The 20,619-nt window shown below is 70.0% G+C and carries 17 protein-coding genes; 9 read left to right on the plus strand and 8 right to left on the minus strand.

The window, feature by feature from the left end; all coding sequences use genetic code 11:
• Window positions 1–23: 23 nt before the first annotated feature.
• Window positions 24–863, minus strand: coding sequence for a hypothetical protein (locus ABZ919_RS32960; protein ID WP_361255043.1), 840 nt, complete (start codon window positions 861–863; stop codon window positions 24–26).
• Window positions 864–1,296: 433 nt separating this feature from the next.
• On the opposite strand from ABZ919_RS32960, the gene ABZ919_RS32965 reads away from it, so the two are divergent.
• The 6 genes from ABZ919_RS32965 (at window position 1,297) to ABZ919_RS32990 (ending at window position 10,235) form a co-directional block, all read left to right on the plus strand.
• On the plus strand, window positions 1,297–2,541 hold the full coding sequence (locus tag ABZ919_RS32965) for an exonuclease SbcCD subunit D (RefSeq protein WP_361255045.1): 1,245 nt from the start codon (window positions 1,297–1,299) through the stop codon (window positions 2,539–2,541).
• Window positions 2,538–2,774, plus strand: a complete 237-nt coding sequence (locus tag ABZ919_RS32970) for an AAA family ATPase (RefSeq protein ID WP_361255048.1) — start codon at window positions 2,538–2,540, stop codon at window positions 2,772–2,774. The genes ABZ919_RS32965 and ABZ919_RS32970 overlap by 4 nt, the downstream gene beginning before the upstream one ends.
• On the plus strand, window positions 2,771–5,983 hold the full coding sequence (locus ABZ919_RS32975) for an SMC family ATPase (RefSeq protein WP_361255051.1): 3,213 nt from the start codon (window positions 2,771–2,773) through the stop codon (window positions 5,981–5,983). Before ABZ919_RS32970 ends, ABZ919_RS32975 begins: the two co-directional genes overlap by 4 nt.
• Before the next feature lie 501 nt (window positions 5,984–6,484).
• Entirely contained in the window at window positions 6,485–8,080 is a 1,596-nt protein-coding gene (locus ABZ919_RS32980) for a Mu transposase C-terminal domain-containing protein (protein WP_361255054.1), read from the plus strand.
• Entirely contained in the window at window positions 8,077–8,850 is a 774-nt protein-coding gene (locus tag ABZ919_RS32985) for an ATP-binding protein (RefSeq protein WP_361255057.1), read from the plus strand. The genes ABZ919_RS32980 and ABZ919_RS32985 overlap by 4 nt, the downstream gene beginning before the upstream one ends.
• 122 nt (window positions 8,851–8,972) lie before the next feature.
• Window positions 8,973–10,235: a hypothetical protein gene (locus tag ABZ919_RS32990; RefSeq protein WP_361255060.1), complete on the plus strand. Its 1,263-nt coding sequence runs from the start codon at window positions 8,973–8,975 to the stop codon at window positions 10,233–10,235.
• Here ABZ919_RS32990 and ABZ919_RS32995 read toward each other — a convergent pair.
• The 5 genes from ABZ919_RS32995 to ABZ919_RS33015 are packed head-to-tail and all read right to left on the minus strand — an operon-like array spanning window position 10,169 to window position 17,025.
• Window positions 10,169–11,587, minus strand: a complete 1,419-nt coding sequence (locus ABZ919_RS32995) for a Wadjet anti-phage system protein JetD domain-containing protein (RefSeq protein ID WP_361255063.1) — start codon at window positions 11,585–11,587, stop codon at window positions 10,169–10,171. The genes ABZ919_RS32990 and ABZ919_RS32995 overlap by 67 nt on opposite strands.
• On the minus strand, window positions 11,580–14,651 hold the full coding sequence (locus ABZ919_RS33000) for a hypothetical protein (RefSeq protein WP_361255066.1): 3,072 nt from the start codon (window positions 14,649–14,651) through the stop codon (window positions 11,580–11,582). Before ABZ919_RS33000 ends, ABZ919_RS32995 begins: the two co-directional genes overlap by 8 nt.
• The gene (locus ABZ919_RS33005; protein WP_319697809.1) at window positions 14,648–15,298 is read right to left on the minus strand and encodes a hypothetical protein; all 651 of its coding nucleotides are present in this window, start codon (window positions 15,296–15,298) and stop codon (window positions 14,648–14,650) included. The genes ABZ919_RS33000 and ABZ919_RS33005 overlap by 4 nt, the downstream gene beginning before the upstream one ends.
• A gap of 4 nt (window positions 15,299–15,302) precedes the next feature.
• Complete coding sequence (locus tag ABZ919_RS33010) at window positions 15,303–15,866, minus strand: hypothetical protein (RefSeq protein WP_361255069.1); 564 nt, start codon at window positions 15,864–15,866, stop codon at window positions 15,303–15,305.
• Complete coding sequence (locus ABZ919_RS33015) at window positions 15,859–17,025, minus strand: hypothetical protein (protein ID WP_361255071.1); 1,167 nt, start codon at window positions 17,023–17,025, stop codon at window positions 15,859–15,861. Before ABZ919_RS33015 ends, ABZ919_RS33010 begins: the two co-directional genes overlap by 8 nt.
• 412 nt (window positions 17,026–17,437) lie before the next feature.
• Here ABZ919_RS33015 and ABZ919_RS33020 point away from each other — a divergent pair, with 412 nt between their 5' ends.
• Entirely contained in the window at window positions 17,438–17,746 is a 309-nt protein-coding gene (locus tag ABZ919_RS33020) for a hypothetical protein (RefSeq protein WP_361255074.1), read from the plus strand.
• Window positions 17,747–17,765: 19 nt separating this feature from the next.
• Here ABZ919_RS33020 and ABZ919_RS33025 read toward each other — a convergent pair whose 3' ends face one another.
• Both ABZ919_RS33025 and ABZ919_RS33030 read right to left on the minus strand, forming a co-directional pair.
• Window positions 17,766–18,347, minus strand: a complete 582-nt coding sequence (locus ABZ919_RS33025; RefSeq protein WP_361255077.1) for a hypothetical protein — start codon at window positions 18,345–18,347, stop codon at window positions 17,766–17,768.
• Window positions 18,348–18,413: 66 nt separating this feature from the next.
• Window positions 18,414–18,806 carry a hypothetical protein gene (locus ABZ919_RS33030; protein ID WP_361255080.1) on the minus strand — a complete coding sequence of 131 codons (393 nt, stop codon included), beginning with the start codon at window positions 18,804–18,806 and terminating at the stop codon, window positions 18,414–18,416.
• Between the two features lie 163 nt (window positions 18,807–18,969).
• Between ABZ919_RS33030 and ABZ919_RS33035 the strand changes: the two genes are divergently transcribed.
• Window positions 18,970–19,233: a helix-turn-helix transcriptional regulator gene (locus ABZ919_RS33035; protein ID WP_361255083.1), complete on the plus strand. Its 264-nt coding sequence runs from the start codon at window positions 18,970–18,972 to the stop codon at window positions 19,231–19,233.
• Window positions 19,234–19,393: 160 nt separating this feature from the next.
• Window positions 19,394–20,281: a DUF6083 domain-containing protein gene (locus tag ABZ919_RS33040; protein WP_361255086.1), complete on the plus strand. Its 888-nt coding sequence runs from the start codon at window positions 19,394–19,396 to the stop codon at window positions 20,279–20,281.
• Window positions 20,282–20,619 lie beyond the last annotated feature (338 nt).

The raw sequence follows: 20,619 nt of genomic DNA on the forward strand, positions 1-20,619 counted from the left end.
CCGTGCTGGTTGCAGGGATGGGTTTACGAAGTGCGGCGCAGGCGGGCGGTGTCGCGCAGGATATTGCCGAAGATCTGCTCCACGTCGCCGAGTTGCTCGCGTGCGCGGTGCGCCGCTTCGGCGCGGGTGTCGGCGTCGTCGTCGGCGTGGAGCTCCAGTTCTGCTGCGGCGGCCCGGCGCAGCGCGTCCAGGTCGAGCGGGCCCCGGGGGGTGTCGCCGTGGATGTTGCGGCTGTAGTGCAGCAGGAGCTGCTGGACGGGCTGCGGCATCCCGGTCTCGCCGGCGAGGTGTTCGGCGGCGTCCGCGAGCCGCAGGGCCGAGGTGAGGAAGTGGACTCGCTGGGTGAGCGGCCCCACCAGGCGCTGCTCCAGCGGCCAGGTGCTCAGGGCGAGCAACCCGCGGGCCGGTGAGAGCAGATCGGAGGTCAGCGCGGGGCAGATGTAGTAGGCGCGGCCGTAAGGCGCGGAGCGGAAGGAGCGTTCCTCGTCGCGGCGCAGGGTGGTCAGGCGCGCCGTGTTCAGCGGGCTGGAGAAGAACGCCTGGTGGACCTGGCTGAGCAGTTTCGGCGAGGCGGGGACGGTGAGGAGGGCCAGCGCCTGGTGGACCTGGTCGCGTACGGGCACGCCCTGGTTGGGCTCGGCGACTGCCAGCGCGGGCTGCGGCCGGACCTCTGGCTGGGCCTGTGGCTGGGCCGTGTCCGGGACATCACTGAGCCCGCACAGAACGTTCCAGGCGCCTCGAGTGCGCGCCAACTCCTCGCCCAGTAGTTTCACTTGGGCGCTGTCGTGTTGCGTGAGCGCCTGCCGGATCGCCTCTTGGAGCTGTTGCATGCGCTTCTCGAGAGCGACCAGATGCTCATCCATGCCCGCATGCTAGCAGCCACTCGGGGCTCCCAGCTTTATTCCAGGCATTACCCAGAGCCTGCGTCTGATGGACCTGGCCGCCCACGGGCACCTTGGTCGGGCCCGGTGACTGCCGGCACAGGCCCCGGCCGAGACCGTGCCCGGGACATCACTTAAGCCCGCACCGAACGTTCCAGACGAGTCGAGCGGATGTCAAATCCGTACCTGCGAGGCGAACTTGGAAAGTATCGTGTTTGCGTGAGCGCCTGCCGGACCTCCTCCTGCAGCTGTTGCATGCGCTTCTAGGGAGCGATCAGGTGCCCGTCCACGACGGGATAGCGACGACTGCTCGGGAACTCCAGTTTTTCTCCAGGGATTGTGGTGTACAGTCCCGGGCTCATAAGGCACCACTGGTGCCCTCCTACGCCTCGCTTCCAGAAGGGCGCATGAAGGCATGAGCAGACTGCTCCACACCTCCGACTGGCATTTGGGCCACGTCTTGCACGGGCATTCACGGGAGGAGGACTTCGATGCCGTCTTGGCCGAGATCGTGGCCATCGCCCAGGAGAGCCAGCCAGACCTGATCGTCCACAGCGGCGACCTGTTCCATTCTTCCCGTCCCACAGCTCGGGACCTGATCCGTGCCATGCGCACCCTGACCGAACTCGCCGCCATCGCCCCGACCGTGGTGGTGGCCGGCAACCACGACTCCCCCACGTACTTCGAGTTCCTCAACCTCGTCAGCGGCCCCTCCCTGGGCCGGGGCCTGTTCTTCGTCGACCGGCTCCGCCCCGCACACGACGGGGGCGTCTTCACCTTCGACGCCTGCGGTGGTGAGCAGCGAATCCGTCTGGCTGCCATGCCGTTCGTGCACCCGAACCGGTTCTGGCGGCGCGATTCCACCACCGGCACGTCGTATGCCGACTACACCGCGGCGATGCGCGGCCTGCAGCAGGAACTGACGGAGGCCCTGCACGAGGGGTACGACCCCGACCGGGACATCCTGCTGTTCACGGCCCATGTGTTCGTCAAAGGCGCCAGGACCTCCCCGAGCGAACGGGCCGTGGACGAGGCCTTCGAGACCCCTCCCGAGGATCTTCCGGTGGTGTCGTACGCCGCTCTCGGACACATCCACCGCCCGCAGGCCATCGAGGGCCTGAAGTTCGCCGCCCGCTACGCGGGCAGTCCGCTTGCCATGGACTTCGGTGAGGCCGACGAGACCAAGAGCGTCGTGATCGTCGACGCCGACCCGGGACGGCCTGTGCGGGTGCTGCCGCGCCGGCTCTCCAGTGGCCGGCGGCTGACCCACTTCACCGGGACCCTCGAGGAGCTGAAGGCCGCGGCCGACCAGTACGACGGGACCTTCCTCAAACCGGTGATCACCGGCGAGGAGCCCGACGGGCTCCTCAGCCAGAAGATCGCCGAGATCGTCCCGAACGCGATCCTCATCAACGCGGCCCCGGCGCGGGAAGCGGCCGCCAGCGCCGTCCTGGACGGTGACCTGGGCGACGAGCCGGAACTCCCCGACGCGTTCCGGGCCTACCTGGCACGTGAGGGAGTGGACGCAGATGCCGCGGAGTCGACCGTCACCGCATTCCTCCACCTGCTCAACGAACTCGACGACGAGACGCTGACCCCGGTCCCGGCCGAGGAACAGCTGCGCGCCGCGCTGGAAAACCCCTGGAAGGAGGCATCATGAGGCCCTTGCAGCTCACCCTCACAGAGGTGCGCAGTTACCCCGGCGCCTGCACCATCGACGTCACCGGCAAGCATCTGCCTGGCAGCGCCGGAGATACCGGAGCGGGCAAGTCCGCCGTCCTCGAGGCGATCGCTTTCGCACTGTACGGGGCGCGCCCATGGCCGAAGGACAGCAGGGGCTTTGAGGAACTGCCGCGCACCGCGCTGGAAGACACCGGGATGGAGGCACCGTGAAGCCCTTGCGGCTCACCCTCACGGGAGTGCGCAGCTACGCCGGCACCTGCAGCATCGACTTCACCGGCAAGCGCCTGCTCGCCATCCTGGGCAACACCGGCGTGGGCAAGTCCACCATTCTCGAGGCGATCATCTTCGCCTTGTACGGGACGTGTTCGTGGTCCAAGGACCCCAAGGCCGCCTACGAGCTGATCGGCAAGGGATGCCCCAGCATGGACGTGGCGTTCGAGTTCTCGGCGAACGGCCGCGAGTGGAGTGTGCGCCGCACCCTGCATGCGGAAGGCAAGAAGGGGCCACAGGCCGTGCTCGAGCCCCTGGCCGAAGACAGCGCCGACTTGCGGGTCGACGGCAAGGCCGCGGTGACGCAGGCGGTGACCCGGATCATCGGGCTGGACTGGGACGGCTTTGTCAGCACGGTCCTGCTGCGCCAGGGGAAGTTCGACGCCCTCCTCAAGGCCCCCAGGGCCATGCGTGCTGACATCCTGCGGCACATCTTCGGCATCAACGAGCTCGAGCGTGTACGCAAGCGGGCCAGCGTGCGACTGGAGCGCCTGAATACGCAGATCACCGAGGGAACCAGGGCCCGCGCGATTCTCCTGCCGGATCCTCATGCTGCCGCTTCCCAGGCGCTGCTGGATCTGGAACGCACCCGGGGTATCGCGGCCCGTCGGCGCGAGCGACTGGATGCGCTGCGCGCCGCCCAGAGCCGGGCTGTCGAGCACAAGCATCGCAAGACGGGCTTGGATAAAGCGGCGCGGCTGCTGCGTGAGCGTGCTGTTGCGGATGCGAGCATCACGTTGGCCGCGCTGGCGCGGAAGAAGAGGGACCTCGATGCCGAGGCAGCAGAACAGGAGACCACCGGACGCGACCTGACCGCGAAACTGGAGGCGGCGCAGGGCGCACTGGATACGGCCGCACAGGCCGGTGACACGCTCCGATCCCTGTCCAGCGCGTTCGCTGTCCTGTCCCGCCTGCCGGAGCGTGCAGCCGGCCTGGACGCCGTCGAGCAGCGGCTGAAGCAGGAGCAGCTTCAGCACGACGAGCACGAACAGGAGCACGCGCAGGCACGGCAGGAACTAGAAGAGCACGAGCAGCGCAAGGCAGCCCTCGTCGAGGCCGCCGGCCGGGCCGAGCGCATGGTGAGCGAGGCACGCACGCACACCGACCAGATCCAGGAGGCCGTCCGGGCAGCGCTGCAGGAGGCCAACGCCGCGGCCGGGCATCTGCAGACGCAGCGCACGACGCTCGAGATGGTGGAGGAACAGCGCGGCCACAGCGCCGGCCTGGAGAGCGAGCTGAAGAAGCTGCGCGGCGCTTTGGAAGCAGCCCAGGACGGCCTCGCTGCGCTGCAGCGCAGGGAGGCCGCTCACGCGGCGGGTGCCGGTCTGGCGCCCGGGGACGCCTGCACGGTGTGCACCCGGCCCGTCCCTAACAACTTCACTCCCCCGCCGCTGTTGCACGGCAAGGCGCTTGCTCAGGCCAGACGCAAGGTCACCACACGCTCGAACGCCGTTGAAGCGGCAGTGGAGGCCAAGGCCGAGGCGGCCGCCCAGCTGAAGGGAACCGAGCGCAAGGTCGAACGGCACCGCCGCGGACACCTGGCCGCCCGTGAGCGCATGGACGCGGCGCTGCTCCAGGTGCAGGAGCTGGTGGACGCGGTGCACCCGGCCGGTGCTCCTGCCACCGCCACCGCCCTGGACACGCTGGGCCGGCAGGCGACGGCTCAGGCGCATGCCCTTGCCAAGGGCGAACCAGTAGGCCGGGCGGAGATCACCGGTGCGGTCAAAGGACTTACCCAGCCGCTGCGCGACGCGGAGGGTGAGGCCCTCGCGGCACACACGAGCGCCCAGGCGGACCTGGGGGCGGCGCAGACCGAGCACGAGGCGGCCCAGGCCGAGCTCAAACGCCAGCGCGGCCGCTTGCAGCGTGAACGCAAACGGCTGGACAAGACCCGGCTGCAGTACGAAACCGAGCTGGCAAGTCTGCTGACGGAGGTCGGCGAACTGCCGCCGTCCATCCGCCCCACCCAGTCCTCCCCGTCACGACTGCCCTCCCTGCAGGACATCGCCTCCGCTAAGGAGGCGGCAGGCCAGCGCCTCGAACGGCTCGATCAGAGGACACGGGAGCGTGACGACGCCCGGCAGGCCCTCACGCTGCACAGCGAAAACCTGCAGGCCCTGGACGCACGCCGCCGGCGCACGGTTGAGACCCCCGCCCGCAATCTCATCAAGCAGCTGGAGCGCTGGGCGGACACGGCCACCGATGCCGCAGGCCTTCTCGAGGCCGAGGCATCCCCCGACCTGCCTCCCGTCCCGGACGCCGGCGACCTGGCCGCCGTCGACACCTACTGCATGGCCCTCGCCTCGCTGCATCAGCGTCTGACCGGCACCCTCGGGCAGGCCGCCCAGCACGCCGCCGACGAGGTCCGCGCATTCGAAAAGGAGCTGATCCGCCAAGCTGGCGCCACCGCCGACGAGACCGACCAGGACCCCGGCTTCTCAGTGCCTGCGAAGAGCGACCTGCTCGCCCCCGCCGTTCTCGACCCGCTCAGCCGCAAGACAATCCAAGCCGAAGCCGCGCACGACAAGGCCAAGTCCGACCTGAGCACCGCACAGTCCCAAATCCCCTACGCCGACGCGCTGGGCACCGCCCTCGAAGCCGCCAACCAGCAGGCCGCGGTGTGGAAGAGCGTGAGCGACCAGCTCACCGACGGGAAGTTCCTCACCTATCTCACCGATCAGCGCACCCATTCGCTGCTCAGGCACGGCAGCAGGATCCTCCGGCAGATCTCCATGGGTGACTACGCGTTCACCGAGGACTTCCAGATCCTTGAACGCGCCACCAATCACGCGCGCGACCCGGAGACCCTCTCCGGCGGAGAGACTTTCCAGACCTCCCTCGCGCTGGCGCTGGCGCTCGTCGAACTCCACAACACCAGCCACAACAAGCTGGAAAGCCTGTTCCTGGACGAAGGCTTCGGCTCGCTGGACAACACCCGCCTGGGCGACACTCTCGCCGTCCTGAGCGACAGCGTGGCCCAGGACACGAGGGTCATCGTCATCAGCCACCTGTACCCGGTGGCCGAGGTCGTCGACGACGTCCTGCTCGTCAACAAGACCGACCAGGGCTCCATGGCCGCCTGGCTCACACCGCAACAACACACCTCAGTCATCCACGACGGGATCCGGCGCCTGCTGGAAAACACCTGAGCAGTACCAGTACCAAACCGGGCACCACAGTCGCCGAGAAGCCCATCTCCCGGCCCCCGAACAGCCTCTTCGGGCGCCGGCGGCTCACCCGTGCGGTGACCGGCGGGCCCGGCGCTTCCTTCCCGGCGCATCACAGGCGCCCCTGCATGCCCACGGCCGGCACTCACAAGAACTGGCTCAGCGCCGACCGCAGCCGTCCACCCGACGGCACCGCAGCAGAACGGCCGGTGCCGGGTCATCCCCGGTATCCCGGCGCACGAGTGCTCCCTGGAGCAGCCGGGCCGTCGAGGAACACGCCCCCCTTCCCAGCGAAGTTGCTGACGCTCGCACCCGGCGCGGGCTGACGGCTCCGTCGTGCCCGCCTCCCCTGGCATGACACCGCGTCACGGCCCTGGCGACGGCCCACGCCCGCAACGTCCTGCCCGGACACCGCCAACACCCCCAGGATGCATGGAACTTGTAGCCCTTCCGCGATTCGTATCCATGTAAGGAGCAGACCGCATGAATGACTCTTCAGCCGGCACACAGGGTGTCGGCAAAGCGGTTTTCACCGCCCGCTCGGGGCGGCTGGCCGCGCTGCCGCGGTTGCTGTCGCTGGACCAGAGCGGTGAGCTGACCAGCGCGCACGTGAAGCTGGTCGCCACGGCCGTGGGCCGCTCGGAGCGGGCGGTGTGGCGATGGGTCGCCACGGCGCGCGCCACCGGCCGCGTCGACGCGGCGTCCCGGACACGGTTCAGTGTCACCCCGGAGATCCGGCGGCTGCTGGCGCTGTGGGGAGGCAACGCCTCCGCCGTGCACCGCGAGCTTAAGCAGCGGGCCCTGGCCGATCCCCGGCTGCCTGCGGCCCCGTCCCTGTCGACGATCCACCGGGCGCTGCGCCGGGACCTGACGCTTGGGGAGCGGGCCGGGCTCGCCAAGGGGGAGGCCGCCCGGCGGGCCTTCGACGTGTTCGCACAGCGCCCTCCCGCGCACCGCAACGCCGCCTGGGAGGGCGACCACAAGTGTGTGCCCGTGCGGGTGCTGCTCGAAGAGCAGCTCGTGCAGCCCTGGGTGACCTGGTTCATCGACTGCCACACCAAAGTCATCACGGGGGTGGCCGTGACGCCTCATGCGCCCAGCGCGGATGCGGTGCTGGCGGCCCTGCGGATGGCCCTGGACCGTGCCGAGCCCTTCGGCCCGGCCGGCGGCCTGCCGGGACTGATCCGGGTGGACCGCGGCAAGGAGTTCCTGTGTGCCACCGTGGCCTCGGCCCTGGGCGCCTTCGCCGTTCCCGTCGTCGATCTCCCGGCCTACAGCCCGCATTTGAAGGGCACCATCGAGGCGCTCAACGGTGCGGTCGAGGAGATGCTGTTCGTCTCCATGCCGCGCTACGTGCACCGGCAGACGCTCACCGGCGGCCGCACCGCGGATCCGGACGAGCCCGCGCTCTCCTTCGAGGCGTTCGTGGAGCTGCTGCTGAAGTGGGTGCACTGGTGGAACACCGAGCACCAGCCCAGGGGGCTGGGCGGTCGCACCCCGATGGAGGCCTGGTCTTGCGACCCCACTCCCCTGCACGACGTTGCCGCTGAGCAGCTGGCCCGTTTCGGGCTCGAGGACGACGGACGCACCCGCACCATTACCACGCAGGGCGTGCGGTGGCGCAACCGCCACAACATCGCCCCCTGGATGGTCGGCCAGGCCGGCGTCCGCGTCGCGGTGCGCCACCTGCCCCACCACGACATGACCATCGAGGTCTTCGGCCTGGACGGCGTATACCTGGGCAGCGCTGTCCTGGCCGAGGCGGCCAGCGAGGAGCAGGTCCGCAAGGTCCGCACAGCCCGCACCGCCAAGGCGCGGCGGCTTCGCGCGGACATGAAGGCCGCTGCACGGCTGCGTCGCGAGCGCTTCGAGGCCGTCACCACCGCCACCCCGCCCGAGCGTCTGGGTGCGCTGACCGAGGCGGAGGCCGAGGCAGAACTGGCCGAATCGGACGCCACGAACCTGCGGCGGGCCGATCCCGGCTACATCCCGCACCAGCCCGTCCCGGACGGCTGGGCCCGCCCGATCCCACCGGCCACGGACGGGCCGGAAGACGACACCCCAGAGGAGAAGGCGTGAGCGGCGACATGGGCTACGGCAGGCTGCCCGCAGAGGACGAGGACCACTTCCACCGCCTCGATGCACATCTGGTGGCCACCGACTCGCTCATGACGACACTGGACGACGTCCAGGCGACGATCGACGCCAAGGCCATGATGGTCGCCTACGGAGCGGCCGGATACGGCAAGACCATGTCGGTGAACTCGGCGCTGCGCAAGATCGCCCCCGACAACACCTACCGCCTGGAGCTGCGCTCGGGGCCAACGCCCCGCGACATCCGCCACGGACTGTTTCACGCCCTGGGGCTGCCCGGGGAACCGCCGACCCGGCCGATCGAATTCGACACGCTCCTAAAGGAGACGTTGTCGCAGACGTTCCGCGTGCTGGTGTGCGACGAGGCGCAGTGGATGGGCCGCAGTTCGTTCGAGTACTGGCGCCACCTGTGGGACGACCGCAACACCGACATCACGGTGATCTTCGCCGGCGGCAACGGCTGCTACAAGGTCCTCAAGCGCGAACCGATGCTGGCGTCACGGATCTTCATCTGGCAGAAGTTCACGCGCATGCCCGAGGCCGAGGTCGTCGCCACCCTGCCGGCGTTCCACTCCCTGTGGGCCGGGGTGGACCCCCAGATGATCCGCAACATCGACCGGGCCGCGGCGCACGGCAACTTCCGCAACTGGGCCACCATCACCAAGCACATGCTCAACGGCATGAAGAAGAAGAGCCTGACCGAAGTCAAGCAGGACCTCGTCAACTGGGTGTACAGCAAGCTGGGCGGCATGTAGCAGCGGCCGCGAGGCGCGGCGGCCCGGCGGACCCGGGCCGCTGCCACAACCTTGCGCGCCGTACGGACCGGCCTGGCGCCTGGCCGATACGGGGCGGTGTGGCGGGGCGCGGCCGGGAGGAAATGGTGGCACTGGTGTACAGCGACGTGACAATCGTGGTGGACGAGCAGGACGACCTGTTCTACACCCGGGCGGCGCTGCAGGCGCACCGGCCCAGGGAAGGCCGCATCACCGTGCAGCCGACGCCGGCCAGCTCCAGCCCGGCCGCGCTGGCGCACGACATGCTGTATGCGCTGGGCAAGCGGCTGGCCCCCGGGCCCCACTCCCCCGATGTGTGGCTGGACTCGGTGAACGCGGCCTGGCTCGCCGCGGCTGCCTGGGGTGTCGCGATGGGGGTGCGGCACGTTGTGGTCCCCCGGGCCCATCTGCTGACCCTCCGGCGGATCGACCAACTGCTCGCCTGGCGCGAGTCGACGGGAGCTCAGCTGACCCTGCTGTGGCAGAAGCCGCCGCGCGGACTGCCGCCGTCGCTGGCCCGCGTGGAGCGCCGCATCAGCGGCCGGGACCAGTTCGAGGCGCTCCTCGCCGAGCCGGGACCGATACCCGCGCGCCCGTCCTTCCCTCCCGCTCTCCAGGCGATGACAGGACCGGCGGCGATGGCGACGGCTGCGAGGCAGGCGCCCGCCCCACAGCCGCGCGGGACCGAAGCAGCGTCGACGAGGCCCGGGCGGCAGGCTCCCCCTTGTGCCGGTGCGTTGGCCACGGCGCAGCTGGTCCAGGCCGTCCCTGCCCTCGAGATCGCGCCCGAGGAGGCCGCCGCTCTGGCCGCTCTCGCGCACCCACTCATCGCTGGAGCGCTGAGTGTGCTGGCCTTCACCCAGACCGGCCTGGGCAGCCTGCGCTTCACCCGCGACCTCGACATCTCCGGCGACGTCTGCGTCATCAAGCTCCACGGGGCTGGCCATCGGCACTGCCCTTTGCATGCCGTGCCTGCCTGGGCACGCCCGCTGCTGGCCGGCGCCCGCGCCCACCACCGTCTGATGGCCCACTCGCCCAGGGAGGACGTGTTCTCCCCTGTCATGCTGGCCGAAGCCCGGCATCTGCGCGCGCACGCCGGACGTCTGCCTCAGCTCGACTTGTCCCTGCTCGCCGGCATCTCGTCCCTTGAGCCGTGCGCAGCGAGGCACTCGCCCTGCGCCAAAGACGCGGCAGCGTGTTTATGCCGTGTTTGCATCAGGCCACCGGCTGGAGCAGGAAGGCCGGGGCCGGGCACGCCCAGTCCGAACCTACCTGCTGGCCGCTACCCGCTTCTGGGAGGTCAGGAACTGCCGGACACATGCACGGCTTTCAGCAGACCGGGGAGTGCGGGGAGGACTTCGTTGTAGAGCGTCTCCTGTTCGCAGCCGTGCCCGTCGGTCCGGGCGATCTCTTCAGCCAGGTCGCGCAGGGCCTCGATGCCGTCGCACGCCAGCTGGGCGGCGAGCTTGCGGTTCTCCTTCAGTTTCGTGGGCTCCTGGCGGTACTTGGTGCCGCCCCGGTAGAGGTCGACGGTCATCGCGACGGGTGTGACGGGCCGCCCGATGCGGTCGGCGAGGTTGCCGATGATGCGGATGCCGTGGGCGTCGAGGTCGCCCCATGCCGCGAGGGGCAGGCCGTCGAGGCCGCGGAGGAATTCGGCCAGGCCGTCGGTCGCATAGCCCTTGCCCCAGATGCACAGCCAGGTGTCGGCGATCTCCGGGATCTTGCAGACCTGTTCGAAGGTGTCCTCGTTCTCGACCAGGAAGACGCCTCGGGCGTCGCAGGAGATCATGCCGAGGGCGCGGACACCGCGGGCGGGAAGCGCGAGCCAGGGGCGGCAGGCTGCCGCGTCGGCGATAACGGTACCGACGCGCCACTGCAGGGGGCCGCGGATGCGTAGTTCGGTGTCGGCCTTGTCGACGGCCTGATCGAAGGGGATGCCGATCAGGTTGGAGAAGGCCTGCTGCCGGGCGGGGGTCCAGGCGCTCTTGGTGTCGCGCAGGCTGCGTCCGGCGAGCTCCTTCGCGGTGATCTTGCGTGGTGCGCCTTGAGCGGGCCACCAGACGCCGGCGGCCCGGATGGCGATCTCGTATACGCGCCAGTCCTCGGCCCTGGTGGCGGTGCCTTCGGGGATCTTCAGGACCCGGCCGGGCGGCGTCGTGGCCAGCAGAGCGTGCTCATGGGCGAGCTCAGGGATGCCGGACATGATGTCGAGGAGCTCGCGGTGCAGGTCCTCAGGATGCTGGCGGCCCTGGAGTTCGGCGAGTTTGTCCTCGGCGAGTTCGGCCCATGACCGGGTCAGGGTCCATGAGCGCGGACTGTAGCCGGTGGCGTTGACGACGTCGCAGCGCAGGATGACGGCGCCACAGCGGATGAGGTCGGCCACGATCTGCCAGGCGTTGTCGCCGAGGTCGGCCTGGATGGTGGGCCAGCGTTTGGCGGTCTTGGTCTGCAGGACTTTGATCAGTTGTCGGGTGGTCAGGGTGGGTGGCGGGTCGTAGGGGCTGACGGGGTGGTCGGCGACAAGGTCGACCTGCCGGGGGCTGACGCGTCGTCGGCGGTCTCGGGGGACGCGCACGTGGATGGTGTCGTCGCTGTCCTTGGTGATCCGCGGCAGGGTGACGGCGGTGATGCCTGGCGGCAGGTTGCGCAGGGGAACGGCCTCGCGGCCGTGTGCCTCGCCGATGAGGAGAGGAGGTCGGGGAGTGAGGTCAGGCATGGGAGCGTCCTGCGGTGATCCAGTCTTCGGTGAGTTGGGTGCGGGCGCCGTTGCTGTCGAAGGCCCATGCGCTGGTGGGCTGGTTGATGATGTCGGCTGCTGATGCGTGGACGAACCACAGCAGTTCCCCACAGACGTCGGCGGCGTCGGCGAGGACGCTGTCCTGGCAGGTGCCGAGGATGGTCAGGTGCTGGTCGCGTGCGACGTCGCGCAGGGCAGCGAGCATGTCCTTGCGGTTGACTTCCCCGAGGCTGTTGCCGAGTTCGTCCAGGATCAGGACTCTGCCCTGGGTGTGAGAGTCGGCCAGGAGCGCCGCGAGGACGAGCAGGATGGCGTGCACCTTGACCTGAGCGCTGTTGGCGTTTTCTCGGTAGGAGACGTATCCGCCGCTGCGGGAGCGTTTCCATCGTGGGATGACCTGCCACTGCCAGTCCCCGGCGCCCTGGGGACGGATGCTGATGTGCTCGAGTTTGGCTCCGTGGCCGTCGCTGCGCAGGTCGAGGTCGTGGAATGCGGCGCTGATCTGAGCGAAGAGGCCGTCGAGGTGCTTTTCGATCATGTCCTGGAGGGTTTCCAGGTTGCGGGCGCTGGTGGTGACGCCGTCGGTGAGTTCTGCGATGGCCTGCTGCCGGGCGTGCTGGTCGTGGGTGATGCGCGCTGCGGCGACCTCGTCTTGGTCCCGATGGCCGGCGAGGCGGTTGTCCAGCGGGGCTGCTACGTCGGCGAAGGTGAGGGAGGGGAGGCCGGCGGGATCGGTGTCGGCGAAGGACTGCATCATTTCCTGGCCCGTGCGGAGGTCTTGGCTGACGTCCGCGCCTGAGGTGCCGTCAACGCCGTAGTGCTCGTAGGCCCGGCGCAGTTGGTCTTCCGATTGTCGGCGCAGGGCTGCCGGCCGGGAGGAACGGGTCTGGTCCGATGTCTGGTCCAGGAGGCGGGTGGCGTCTTCGAGGGTTGCGCCCCACTGCTGCTGCCACTGGGATGCGGCGACCTGCTCGCGCTGGCGTTCGAGGGCGGCCAGGTTGCGCTGGCGTTCCTTCAGCGCCTTGCTGGCCGCTTCCAGGGTGAGCTTTGCGCTGGTGAGGAGCTGCTTGTGGGAGGCGTGCCGGGCCACGGCCTCCTGCCAGACCTGCTGGAACTCCTGCTCGTCGCGGGCGGCGTTGGCGGAGCGGCTGGCAAGGTCGTCGATCTTGGCCTGGAGGTCGTTCTCCTGGGTGCCAAGGTGTGCGAGTTCTTCAGCCGCCTGGGCGGCTGCGTGCAGGGTCTGGGCCAGGGTGAGGGCAGCGGTGGCCGCGGTCATGGCTTCGGTGGCCTCGGTGCAGGCTTGTTCTGCGGCTGCGAGGTTGGCGCGGGCCTGTCGGAGTTGGGCTTTGCGTCCGGCCAGGGCGGTGGGGAAGCCGCCCGTCACGGTCAGCGCCAGTGCCTGGTCACGGACGGCCAAGCCGTCGGACGAGGGAATCAGGCGCTGTTGGAGGGTGGCGAGGAAGCGGGTCACGTTCAGGGTGCTGTGAATGCCCTCGGGCAGGGCTTTCTGCCCGGTGTCGGAGGAGATGATCTGGGCGCCGGGCAGAGCGGCATGCAGCAGGCGCCGGGCTGTGTCTTCGTGCTCGGGTTCGACGACGATCGCGTCCTGCCAGGGGGCGAGGCGCGGTTCCCACTCCGGGCGTACGGCCTCGTCTACGTTGAGCTGGTCGAGCAGGCCGTGCGCACGGATGCGGTGTTCGCCCAGCAGATCGATGGCGCGGCCGGCTTGACCGCTGCGGCCCTGCTCGACGTCGTGCAGGTGGGTGCGGGCATGGGTGACGGCGATCTCGGCCTCGTCGCATTGCAGCTCTGCCTTGGCGTGCTCGCGTTGGCGTTGGTCCAGGCGGGCGGCCGTGGCGGTGCAGTCGCTGCCGTCCCAGCCCTGCGCCGCAGGCAGCAGGGTGGCCCGCCGGTTCCGCAGCATCGCCTGCTGCGTAGTCAACTCCGTCATTTTCCTGGACAGTTCGCCGACAAGTTGTCGTGCGTCGGACCATGCCTGGTGGGCTGCGCCTCTTTGGGTGGCAAGTTCTTCGGCGGAGCCGAGCGAGTTCAGACGGTCCTCGGCGTCCTGCATCAGGACCGCGGCTGTCTCGGCGGCCTGCCTCTCCTCCTCCATGAGCGCGGCAACGCGCTGGTCATTGTGGTGGGCGTCGCGGTAGGAGGCCGCGAGGTAGCGGTGCCATGCCTCGCGGCCGCGCTGGAGGGCGAGGCGGGCGGCCTCGCGGGCGCGCACACCGCTCATCACCTGTTCTTCGGCGAGCAGTGCCTGGCTGTGCTCGGTCTGGGCCTTCTCGAGGCTGATCCGATGCTGCAGGGCCTGGCCGCGCAGGTCGTCTTCCTCCTCCAGCAGGGGGGTCATGCCTGACAGGGCGATCAGGGACCGGCCGATGTCGTGGGGCTCCATCTCGGTCAGCTGCTGGCTGAGCAGTGAGGGCACGGGCGGGCGCAGGGCGGTGTCGAGGTAGGTGAGGCATCGCGGGGCGGTGCCGTAGAGCTTCTCGGCCATGGCGCGGGCGGACAGGAGCTGGCGGGTGCCCAGTTCGCGCCACAGGGCGTCGGCCTGGATGCTGCGCTCGTGATCGGTGGGGGCGTCGGCGACGTGCAGGCCTTCGGTCCAGTTGGCCTGCAGGTAGGGGGTGGTGGTCGCGATGCGGACCCATACGGTCAGGGGGTTCGCGGCCGGTTCGTCGGGGTGGGCGAAGACGCCGACGATGTAGCCGTGGGTGACCGGGGAAGCCTGGTGAGCCTGGTCGACGCCTGCTGCGTCGGGGCGGAACAGGATGCCGCTGGCGTGCCGACCCCCGTTGGTCTCCAGGCGCCACTGCGGATCGGCCAGCAGCAGGGAGACCGCGATGAGGAAGCTGGTCTTGCCGGAGCCGTTCGAGTCGTCTTTGGGGCCGAGACCGGAGACGGCGATGAAGGTCTCCGGGACGATCGGGACGGCGTGTGCCGTGAGCCGGGCGATGTCGAAGGCCTGGACAGCGATGAGCTGGCGGTCGCCGACGATGCCCCGGGAGGGGTCGGAGGTGGGCGGGGTGGTCATGATCTGTCGTGCTCCTCGTGATCAAGAGCAGTGGCCGTCGGCGCGGTGGGGTGGGCGCGGCGCCGGCGGATCGATTCGGAGAGAGCGCTGTCGGGATCGGCGAGCAGGATCAGCTGTTCGAACAGTTCGGCGCCCACAGCCGCCGTCAGCCGCAGAAACTGGTGGCCCAGGACGTAGCCCGTTCTGGTCCGGCGGACCAGGTCAGCGTCGGTGAGGCGCTGCAGCGCGCTGGTGAGAACGACGTCGGACACCTGGCAGCCCTTGAGCTGGTCCCTGGGCACGGGGGTGCCCTGGGTCCACAGCTGCTCGGGCAGGGCGGTGCCGGACGCTCGGGGAATGGCGACGCTGAACAGAAGGATCAAGGTGAGGACGGCGCGGTCGTCTCGCGGCAGGACTCCGATTCCTTCGTGCGCCAGACGTTGTCTGATCTCGTCGGTGTAACCGGAGAGGTAGCCGCCGCCGACCGCGAGCAGGGTGCGTCCGGATGCGGCCAGAACCTGTTCCACCACGATGCGCAGCGGGATCTCGGCGAGGGCACGGAAGTGGACGGACGGTACGGGGATCACGGCGGTCTCCACGGCGCAGACCGCCGCTCGGACGTCGGCCCGCCGGTTGTGGGACAGGGCTTGCAGTGCCGGTACGTCCACGGGCTCACCCCTTCCTCGGAGCGGGCAGGATGTCGTAGCCGTTGCGCAGTTCGGCCACATCGCGCTCGGACCACAGCGCGACCATGGGTCCGAGGCGGATCATGCCGTCGCCGACGTCTGCCGCGAGGTGTCCGCATGCGCGCAGGAACCGCAGGGCCGTCAGGAAGTGCCCGGTCTGCCCCAGCACGGCCGCCCCGTCGCGGGGCGCGAGGGTGTCCTGGAGAGGAGTCAGGGCGGCGAGGACGTCCTGCTGTGCGGCGGGTTGTCCCGGGTACAGCGGCTGGCAGGGGTCAGGCCAGCAGTGGCGGATGCAGCAGGCCAGCGTGAGCAGGCGGACGGTCGAGGCGGTTCGGTGGACGTCGTTGTCGCCCAGCGCGCCACTTGCCGGTTCCACATCGGGAGCCCAGCCGGTCATCAGCTCCTGGGTCCCGTCGGGGGTGACGACATCGACCAGCCGGCGCTCCACATCGTCGGCGGCGCAGCGCAGCTGGGTGAGTTCTGCGCGGTCCGCCGGGACAGGGACCGTGCGCAGGGCTCGGGCCCGTGCCAGCAGGTAGGGGTCACTCATGGGGGCTCTGCGGTGCGGCTTCGGTGTCGTCGTTCATGTCTTGTGGGCTGTCGGGAATGCGGTACACGGTCACCGGCGAGGCGTAGGTGACCGGCCCTGCGGCGTCCACGATGACCTCGCGGGAGATGTCGAGCATGAGCGGGATGGCGGGGTCGGCTGCGGCGCGCAGCATGTCGACCAGGTGCTTGACCGCTGCCTGCCAGGGCAGGGCACGCAGGCGGGCGGTGACGTCGGCTTCGTCCTTTCCGGCCATGAGTAGGGTCACGGTGGCCTCTCGCCGCTGCCGTGCGAGCGCGGCTTTGGCGCGTGCGGTCTCGACCGGATCCGGGCCGGGCGGCTGCGTCGGGGGGCGCGGCAGGCGCTGCCGCGGCGGCGGGGGCTGGTGGTCGGCTGCAGCGGTGAGGATCTGGCCCGTGGTGATCTGGACGTGGGGCGGATCGAAGACGGTCGTGGCGAACACCTGCGCGAGCGTTTCCGTGGAGGAGCGAAGGGCCGCAGTCAGGTACTGCTCGGGTAGGAGCATGCTGAAGTCGCGCCGGGTGGTGGCTTGTTGCATGAGCCGGTCGTGGAACTCGTGGACGGCTCCTGTGTAGCGCAGGGCTTCCCGGATCAGGCGGGTGCCGCCGGAACGCAGTGCGGGGTACTGCTCGGCGACGGCATGGACGAGGTGTTTCGCTTCCTCGAGCGATGTGGTGTGGGCGTGGTGGTGACGTTGGCCGAGCAGTTCTTCGATGGGCCTGGTGCGCACCAGCCGCAGCAGGTGGTTGGTGTAGTTCGCAAGGCTCCGCCGGGCCTGGGCGATCTTGGCGGCCAGTTGTTTCTCGGTCAGGGAGCCGTTCAGAAGGCCTTCGCGGGCCCGGTCCAGCAGCATGGTGATCTCCTGGACACCGCCGGCCTCCCCCAGGCGCTCGTACACCAGCAGTGCGGCACCGCTGGTCGGGTTGAACACATACCGCTGGTCGTATGACTTGCCGTGCAGCGACTCCAGCAGACGAAGTTTGATGAAGATCCGGAATCTTGAATCGAACTCGTCGGCGGAGGCCACCGCGGCGCAGGCCTGGGCTATCTCCCTGCGGCTCAGGCCGTGTTCGGAGCCGAAGTCGCCGAACACGTCCCGGACGGCCTCGGCGATGCGCAGTGCCACCGGATCGCGTGTCACTGCGCTCGGTGCAGCAGCGACCGGTGCCACGAATGGCGGTATGTGCTCTAGACCCTCCGCGTCGTCCTCCTGCTGCACGGAGAACAAGTCAGGCTGATCCGGCAAGTCCCCCTCCGCCCCCGCATCACGCGCGTCCCTGCTCCAGCATGACCGCTACCGGGCTCAAAGGGCCTGGAAACCACAAAACTTGTCTTTATCCATCCCCAGCCCCAGCCGCAGCAGTGAGCGTGTGTCAGGCGCATCGGGCTCGCCGAGGTCTCTATCGTCCGTCTCGCTGGAGCGGGGCCTCGCGTCGAGCCGGCCGCCATGTACGCGAGTATCAACGACTGCGGCATCGCCGCTGGCACCGTCAGCGCCGATCCCGCCGGCATGCTCGCCCCTCAGCGCAACCGCCTCGGTCCGCCAGCGGGAGTTGCTGCTGCGCACCGACCTGCGGGTCCTCAAGGCTGAGGTCCTGGCGGCCATCCTCGTCGGGCTCATGCAGCTGGCCGGGCGCGCACGCCGCGGCGGCACCCCCGTCGAGCTCTACCTGGTCGGAAGCGCGGACGGAGCGCCCGCCGGCTCGCCGAACCGCCGCGCGCTCACCTGCGCCAGCGCCCCTCTCGAAGCTGCCGAGTTCGTCGCCGGTCTCTACGAAGAGCTCGGCTTCGACGCGGTCGACGCGAGTCCGCGCAGCGAATGGCCGCTTGCCCCCGTCCCGCGTAGCCCGCTATCCCGGTGACCCAGGAGCAGCTGTTCGCCTACCTCGCGACGGCCAGGCGCGCGGCCTGAGGATCGGCCCACCGGCAGGTCCAGTGCAGGTCCCCGGAGTCCGGGCAGGCCTGCCATGACCTGACCAGTCCGGTCTGGGCCAGCCGGTCGAGCATGTCGGGCAGCTCCGTGGGGTGCGTTCCGCAGGCGCGCGTCATCTGGTCGAGTTCGGTCAGGCCGGAGCCGGTTTCGGGATCGGTATGTGCCGCGAGGTAGACGACGGCTAGTTGCAGCAGTGACCCGGTGGCCTCTGCCCCGGCCGGGGAGCCGGCGCGCAGCGCCCAGTCCGCAGCCTGCACACGGTCGGGGCGGGCTGGGGCCTGGCCGAGCACTGTGATGTCGAGCAGTTCTGCGACGACCTCGCCGGCGGAGCATGCGGGGGCGATACGCAGCCATCGCGCGCGCTCCAACTCGTGCCACGGACCGGGGCCGTTGAGACGGAGACTGCGCGGGATGCCCTGGGGCAGCCGGACGTGCATGGTGGTGTTCATGCGCAGGGCGCACTGCAGAGCGAGCAGGCGTGCGGCGGGCGAGACACCTGGCGGAAGTGCGGCGGCCAGGTAGTTGAGCATTTCGCGTACGCGGGCCTGCTCACCCGGGCCTCTGGCGCGCCGCTTTCGCCGCCGAGCGGTGGACGGTTACGGCGACGTGCGGGCGGGGGTGGTGTCGGGCACGACGGCGGCCTGGGCGGTCGCGGCGGCGCAGGTACTGCAGGCGTCGACGAGTCGCCATACTCGTCCGCCGCGTTCACAGGCGAGGAGAAGGCGGATGGGGCCGTCGCAGCCGCGGTGACGGGGGTGCCAGCGGCAGCCGCGTTCATGGCACTGGCAGATCCCCAGGTGGGGCGGGAGGATGTCGCTGCGTGCGTGGCGTGCGAGGTGGGTGAGGGCGGCCGAGCGGGCGGAGGCCGCGGCGACCTGTCCGCTGGCGTGCGGGCATTGCGGGCAGACCAGGACGAGCCCGCCGGGGTGCGAGCGCAGTTCCACGGTCCAGGCGCGTGGCGTCGCCGGGCATGTTGTGCGCTGCCTCATGGGCGCGTGTTCCTCCCTGTGCTTGCGCGCCGGGCCCATCAGGGGCTGTGGGCGGCCACTCACCATAGGGCAGATCTCTGCCCTATCGCTGGCGCCGCGACCTGCAGAATTAGGGCAGAGATCTGCACTGACAGGGCAGGGGTCTGCCCCGTCGGATGGACGGGTGACGATCTTGCCGCCCGATCCGGACCTCAACGCGCTGCGCTTGGAACTAGCGCGCCTGCGGGCCGTGCGCGGATGGACCTATGACGAGCTTGCCGCCCGCAGCGGCCTGGCCAGGCGCACTCTCATCGAAATCGAGCAGGGGCGCACTATCGGCACCTTGAAGACCTGGCACGCCCTTGCTCACGCCCTGGACACCCCGCTCGACGAGCTCTTCAGCACGCTGTGCCAAGGGCACGATCTGCCCGGGCCGAGCGAAGGCTGACACCTGGTTCTCGCGGCCGCTGCGGATCACTCAAACCAGCGAGACGGTTTCGAACGCCCAATCGGCCTTTCGCACTCCTGTTGCACCGTGTGCGGCCGGGTAGGTGACCTGGCGGCTGTGCTGCCGTGGATGCGGCGTGTTGGCTGGCAGGTTCGCGCGCATGCGCTCCACACCTCCCGCCTCCCGCCACTGGGACGGCAGCCCGGTCATCGCCCACCGCATGCGCCGCTCCCTGCAGGTCTGCCCTGATGGCGTCAGCCGACTGCTGCGCTGCGGCCAAGGCGGCCGGTGCCGCGACTGCGGCAACCGGATCGAGTGGTACCACCGCAGCACTGAGCGGGCCGTCCGTCTCCATCCCCAGGAACTGCCGACCGCCCAGGTGCCCGCGGTGTGCCGCTGGCACGTAAGCTCCGGCGTGGCCCACCCGGCCGGAGACGGCAGCAGCTGGTGCCGTCTGCCCCACGCCGTCGTCTGCCCCGCCCGGGACACGCCCCCCACTCCCCCCGAACTCGCCGGACTGCGCCGGTCTCTGGCCGTGAACACCCGCTGCTTGATCGACGCCGGCGCCTTCACCCCTCCCCCGGCTTCGCCGGACGGCCCTGTGTCCCAACAGGCCGTCTGCCGACCGACCCGGCCCATCGTGCAGTTGCTGTATCTCCGCTACCTCGCCTCCCGGCCGGTGGAGGAGATCCAGTGCGTCGCGCAGACCCGGCGCCGCGATCGCTGCACCAGCCCGCTGCTCACCCCCGGCGCTCCGGCCGGCGTCTGGGCGCTGGTCCCGGCCACCGCATCAAGCGGTCAACTGGCTCTGCTCGCTGAGGTCATGGCGGTCTACGACCTCAACCATGTCCCCTACGCCGAGCAGCTGCGCTGGCGCGCGCAGCGCTGCCCGCAGCACGCCGCCGCACCTACGGCCGCCGACCTGGCGGTGGCCGACTGGGAGCCCTTCGACCCGCTGCGCCACCACGAGCACATCCACACCCGCCTGCCCACCACTACCCGACGCCCCCGGCCTGCGGACCGCGCACAGCAGGCGGCCCGGCCGTGACGTCGCACCACGCCGTCGAGATCCTGTTGACCCGGCCGCCGCTCCGGGTGAACTCCCGCCAGGCGCGCTGCGGTGTGTGCCTGGCCGCGAGTGCGGACCGCACCCGGCTGATGGCGGTCTGCAGCGCCCGCAGTCCCGGTGGCGCCCTGCACGCGCTGCAGCGCCGGCTGGGCGCACGCCTGCCGATCGATGTCCTGACCACGCACTACCCCGACCGGCACGGCCATGTCCTGCTCAACGTCGCCCTGCCCCCAGCAGGCCGTCCAAGCGGGAGTGTCGCGCCCCGACGGGCCGTTAGGCGGGGACAGACAGGTCACAACCGGCCAGGCCGGCAATTC

Origin of the sequence: Streptomyces sp. NPDC046759 (genome assembly GCF_040645475.1) — a bacterium.
Lineage (GTDB): Bacteria > Actinomycetota > Actinomycetes > Streptomycetales > Streptomycetaceae > Streptomyces.

What these genes read in the sequence shown, in the direction of transcription:
- ABZ919_RS33040 (WP_361255086.1), top strand. Translation starts at nt 19,394, where the DNA reads ATGCGCTCCACACCTCCCGCCTCCCGCCACTGGGACGGCAGCCCGGTC.
- ABZ919_RS32970 (WP_361255048.1), top strand. Translation starts at nt 2,538, where the DNA reads ATGAGGCCCTTGCAGCTCACCCTCACAGAGGTGCGCAGTTACCCCGGC.
- ABZ919_RS32995 (WP_361255063.1), bottom strand. Translation starts at nt 11,587, where the DNA reads ATGCCTGACCTCACTCCCCGACCTCCTCTCCTCATCGGCGAGGCACAC.
- ABZ919_RS33030 (WP_361255080.1), bottom strand. Translation starts at nt 18,806, where the DNA reads ATGAGGCAGCGCACAACATGCCCGGCGACGCCACGCGCCTGGACCGTG.
- ABZ919_RS32965 (WP_361255045.1), top strand. Translation starts at nt 1,297, where the DNA reads ATGAGCAGACTGCTCCACACCTCCGACTGGCATTTGGGCCACGTCTTG.
- ABZ919_RS32960 (WP_361255043.1), bottom strand. Translation starts at nt 863, where the DNA reads ATGGATGAGCATCTGGTCGCTCTCGAGAAGCGCATGCAACAGCTCCAA.
- ABZ919_RS33025 (WP_361255077.1), bottom strand. Translation starts at nt 18,347, where the DNA reads ATGCTCAACTACCTGGCCGCCGCACTTCCGCCAGGTGTCTCGCCCGCC.
- ABZ919_RS33010 (WP_361255069.1), bottom strand. Translation starts at nt 15,866, where the DNA reads ATGAGTGACCCCTACCTGCTGGCACGGGCCCGAGCCCTGCGCACGGTC.
- ABZ919_RS33000 (WP_361255066.1), bottom strand. Translation starts at nt 14,651, where the DNA reads ATGACCACCCCGCCCACCTCCGACCCCTCCCGGGGCATCGTCGGCGAC.
- ABZ919_RS32990 (WP_361255060.1), top strand. Translation starts at nt 8,973, where the DNA reads ATGGTGGCACTGGTGTACAGCGACGTGACAATCGTGGTGGACGAGCAG.
- ABZ919_RS32980 (WP_361255054.1), top strand. Translation starts at nt 6,485, where the DNA reads ATGAATGACTCTTCAGCCGGCACACAGGGTGTCGGCAAAGCGGTTTTC.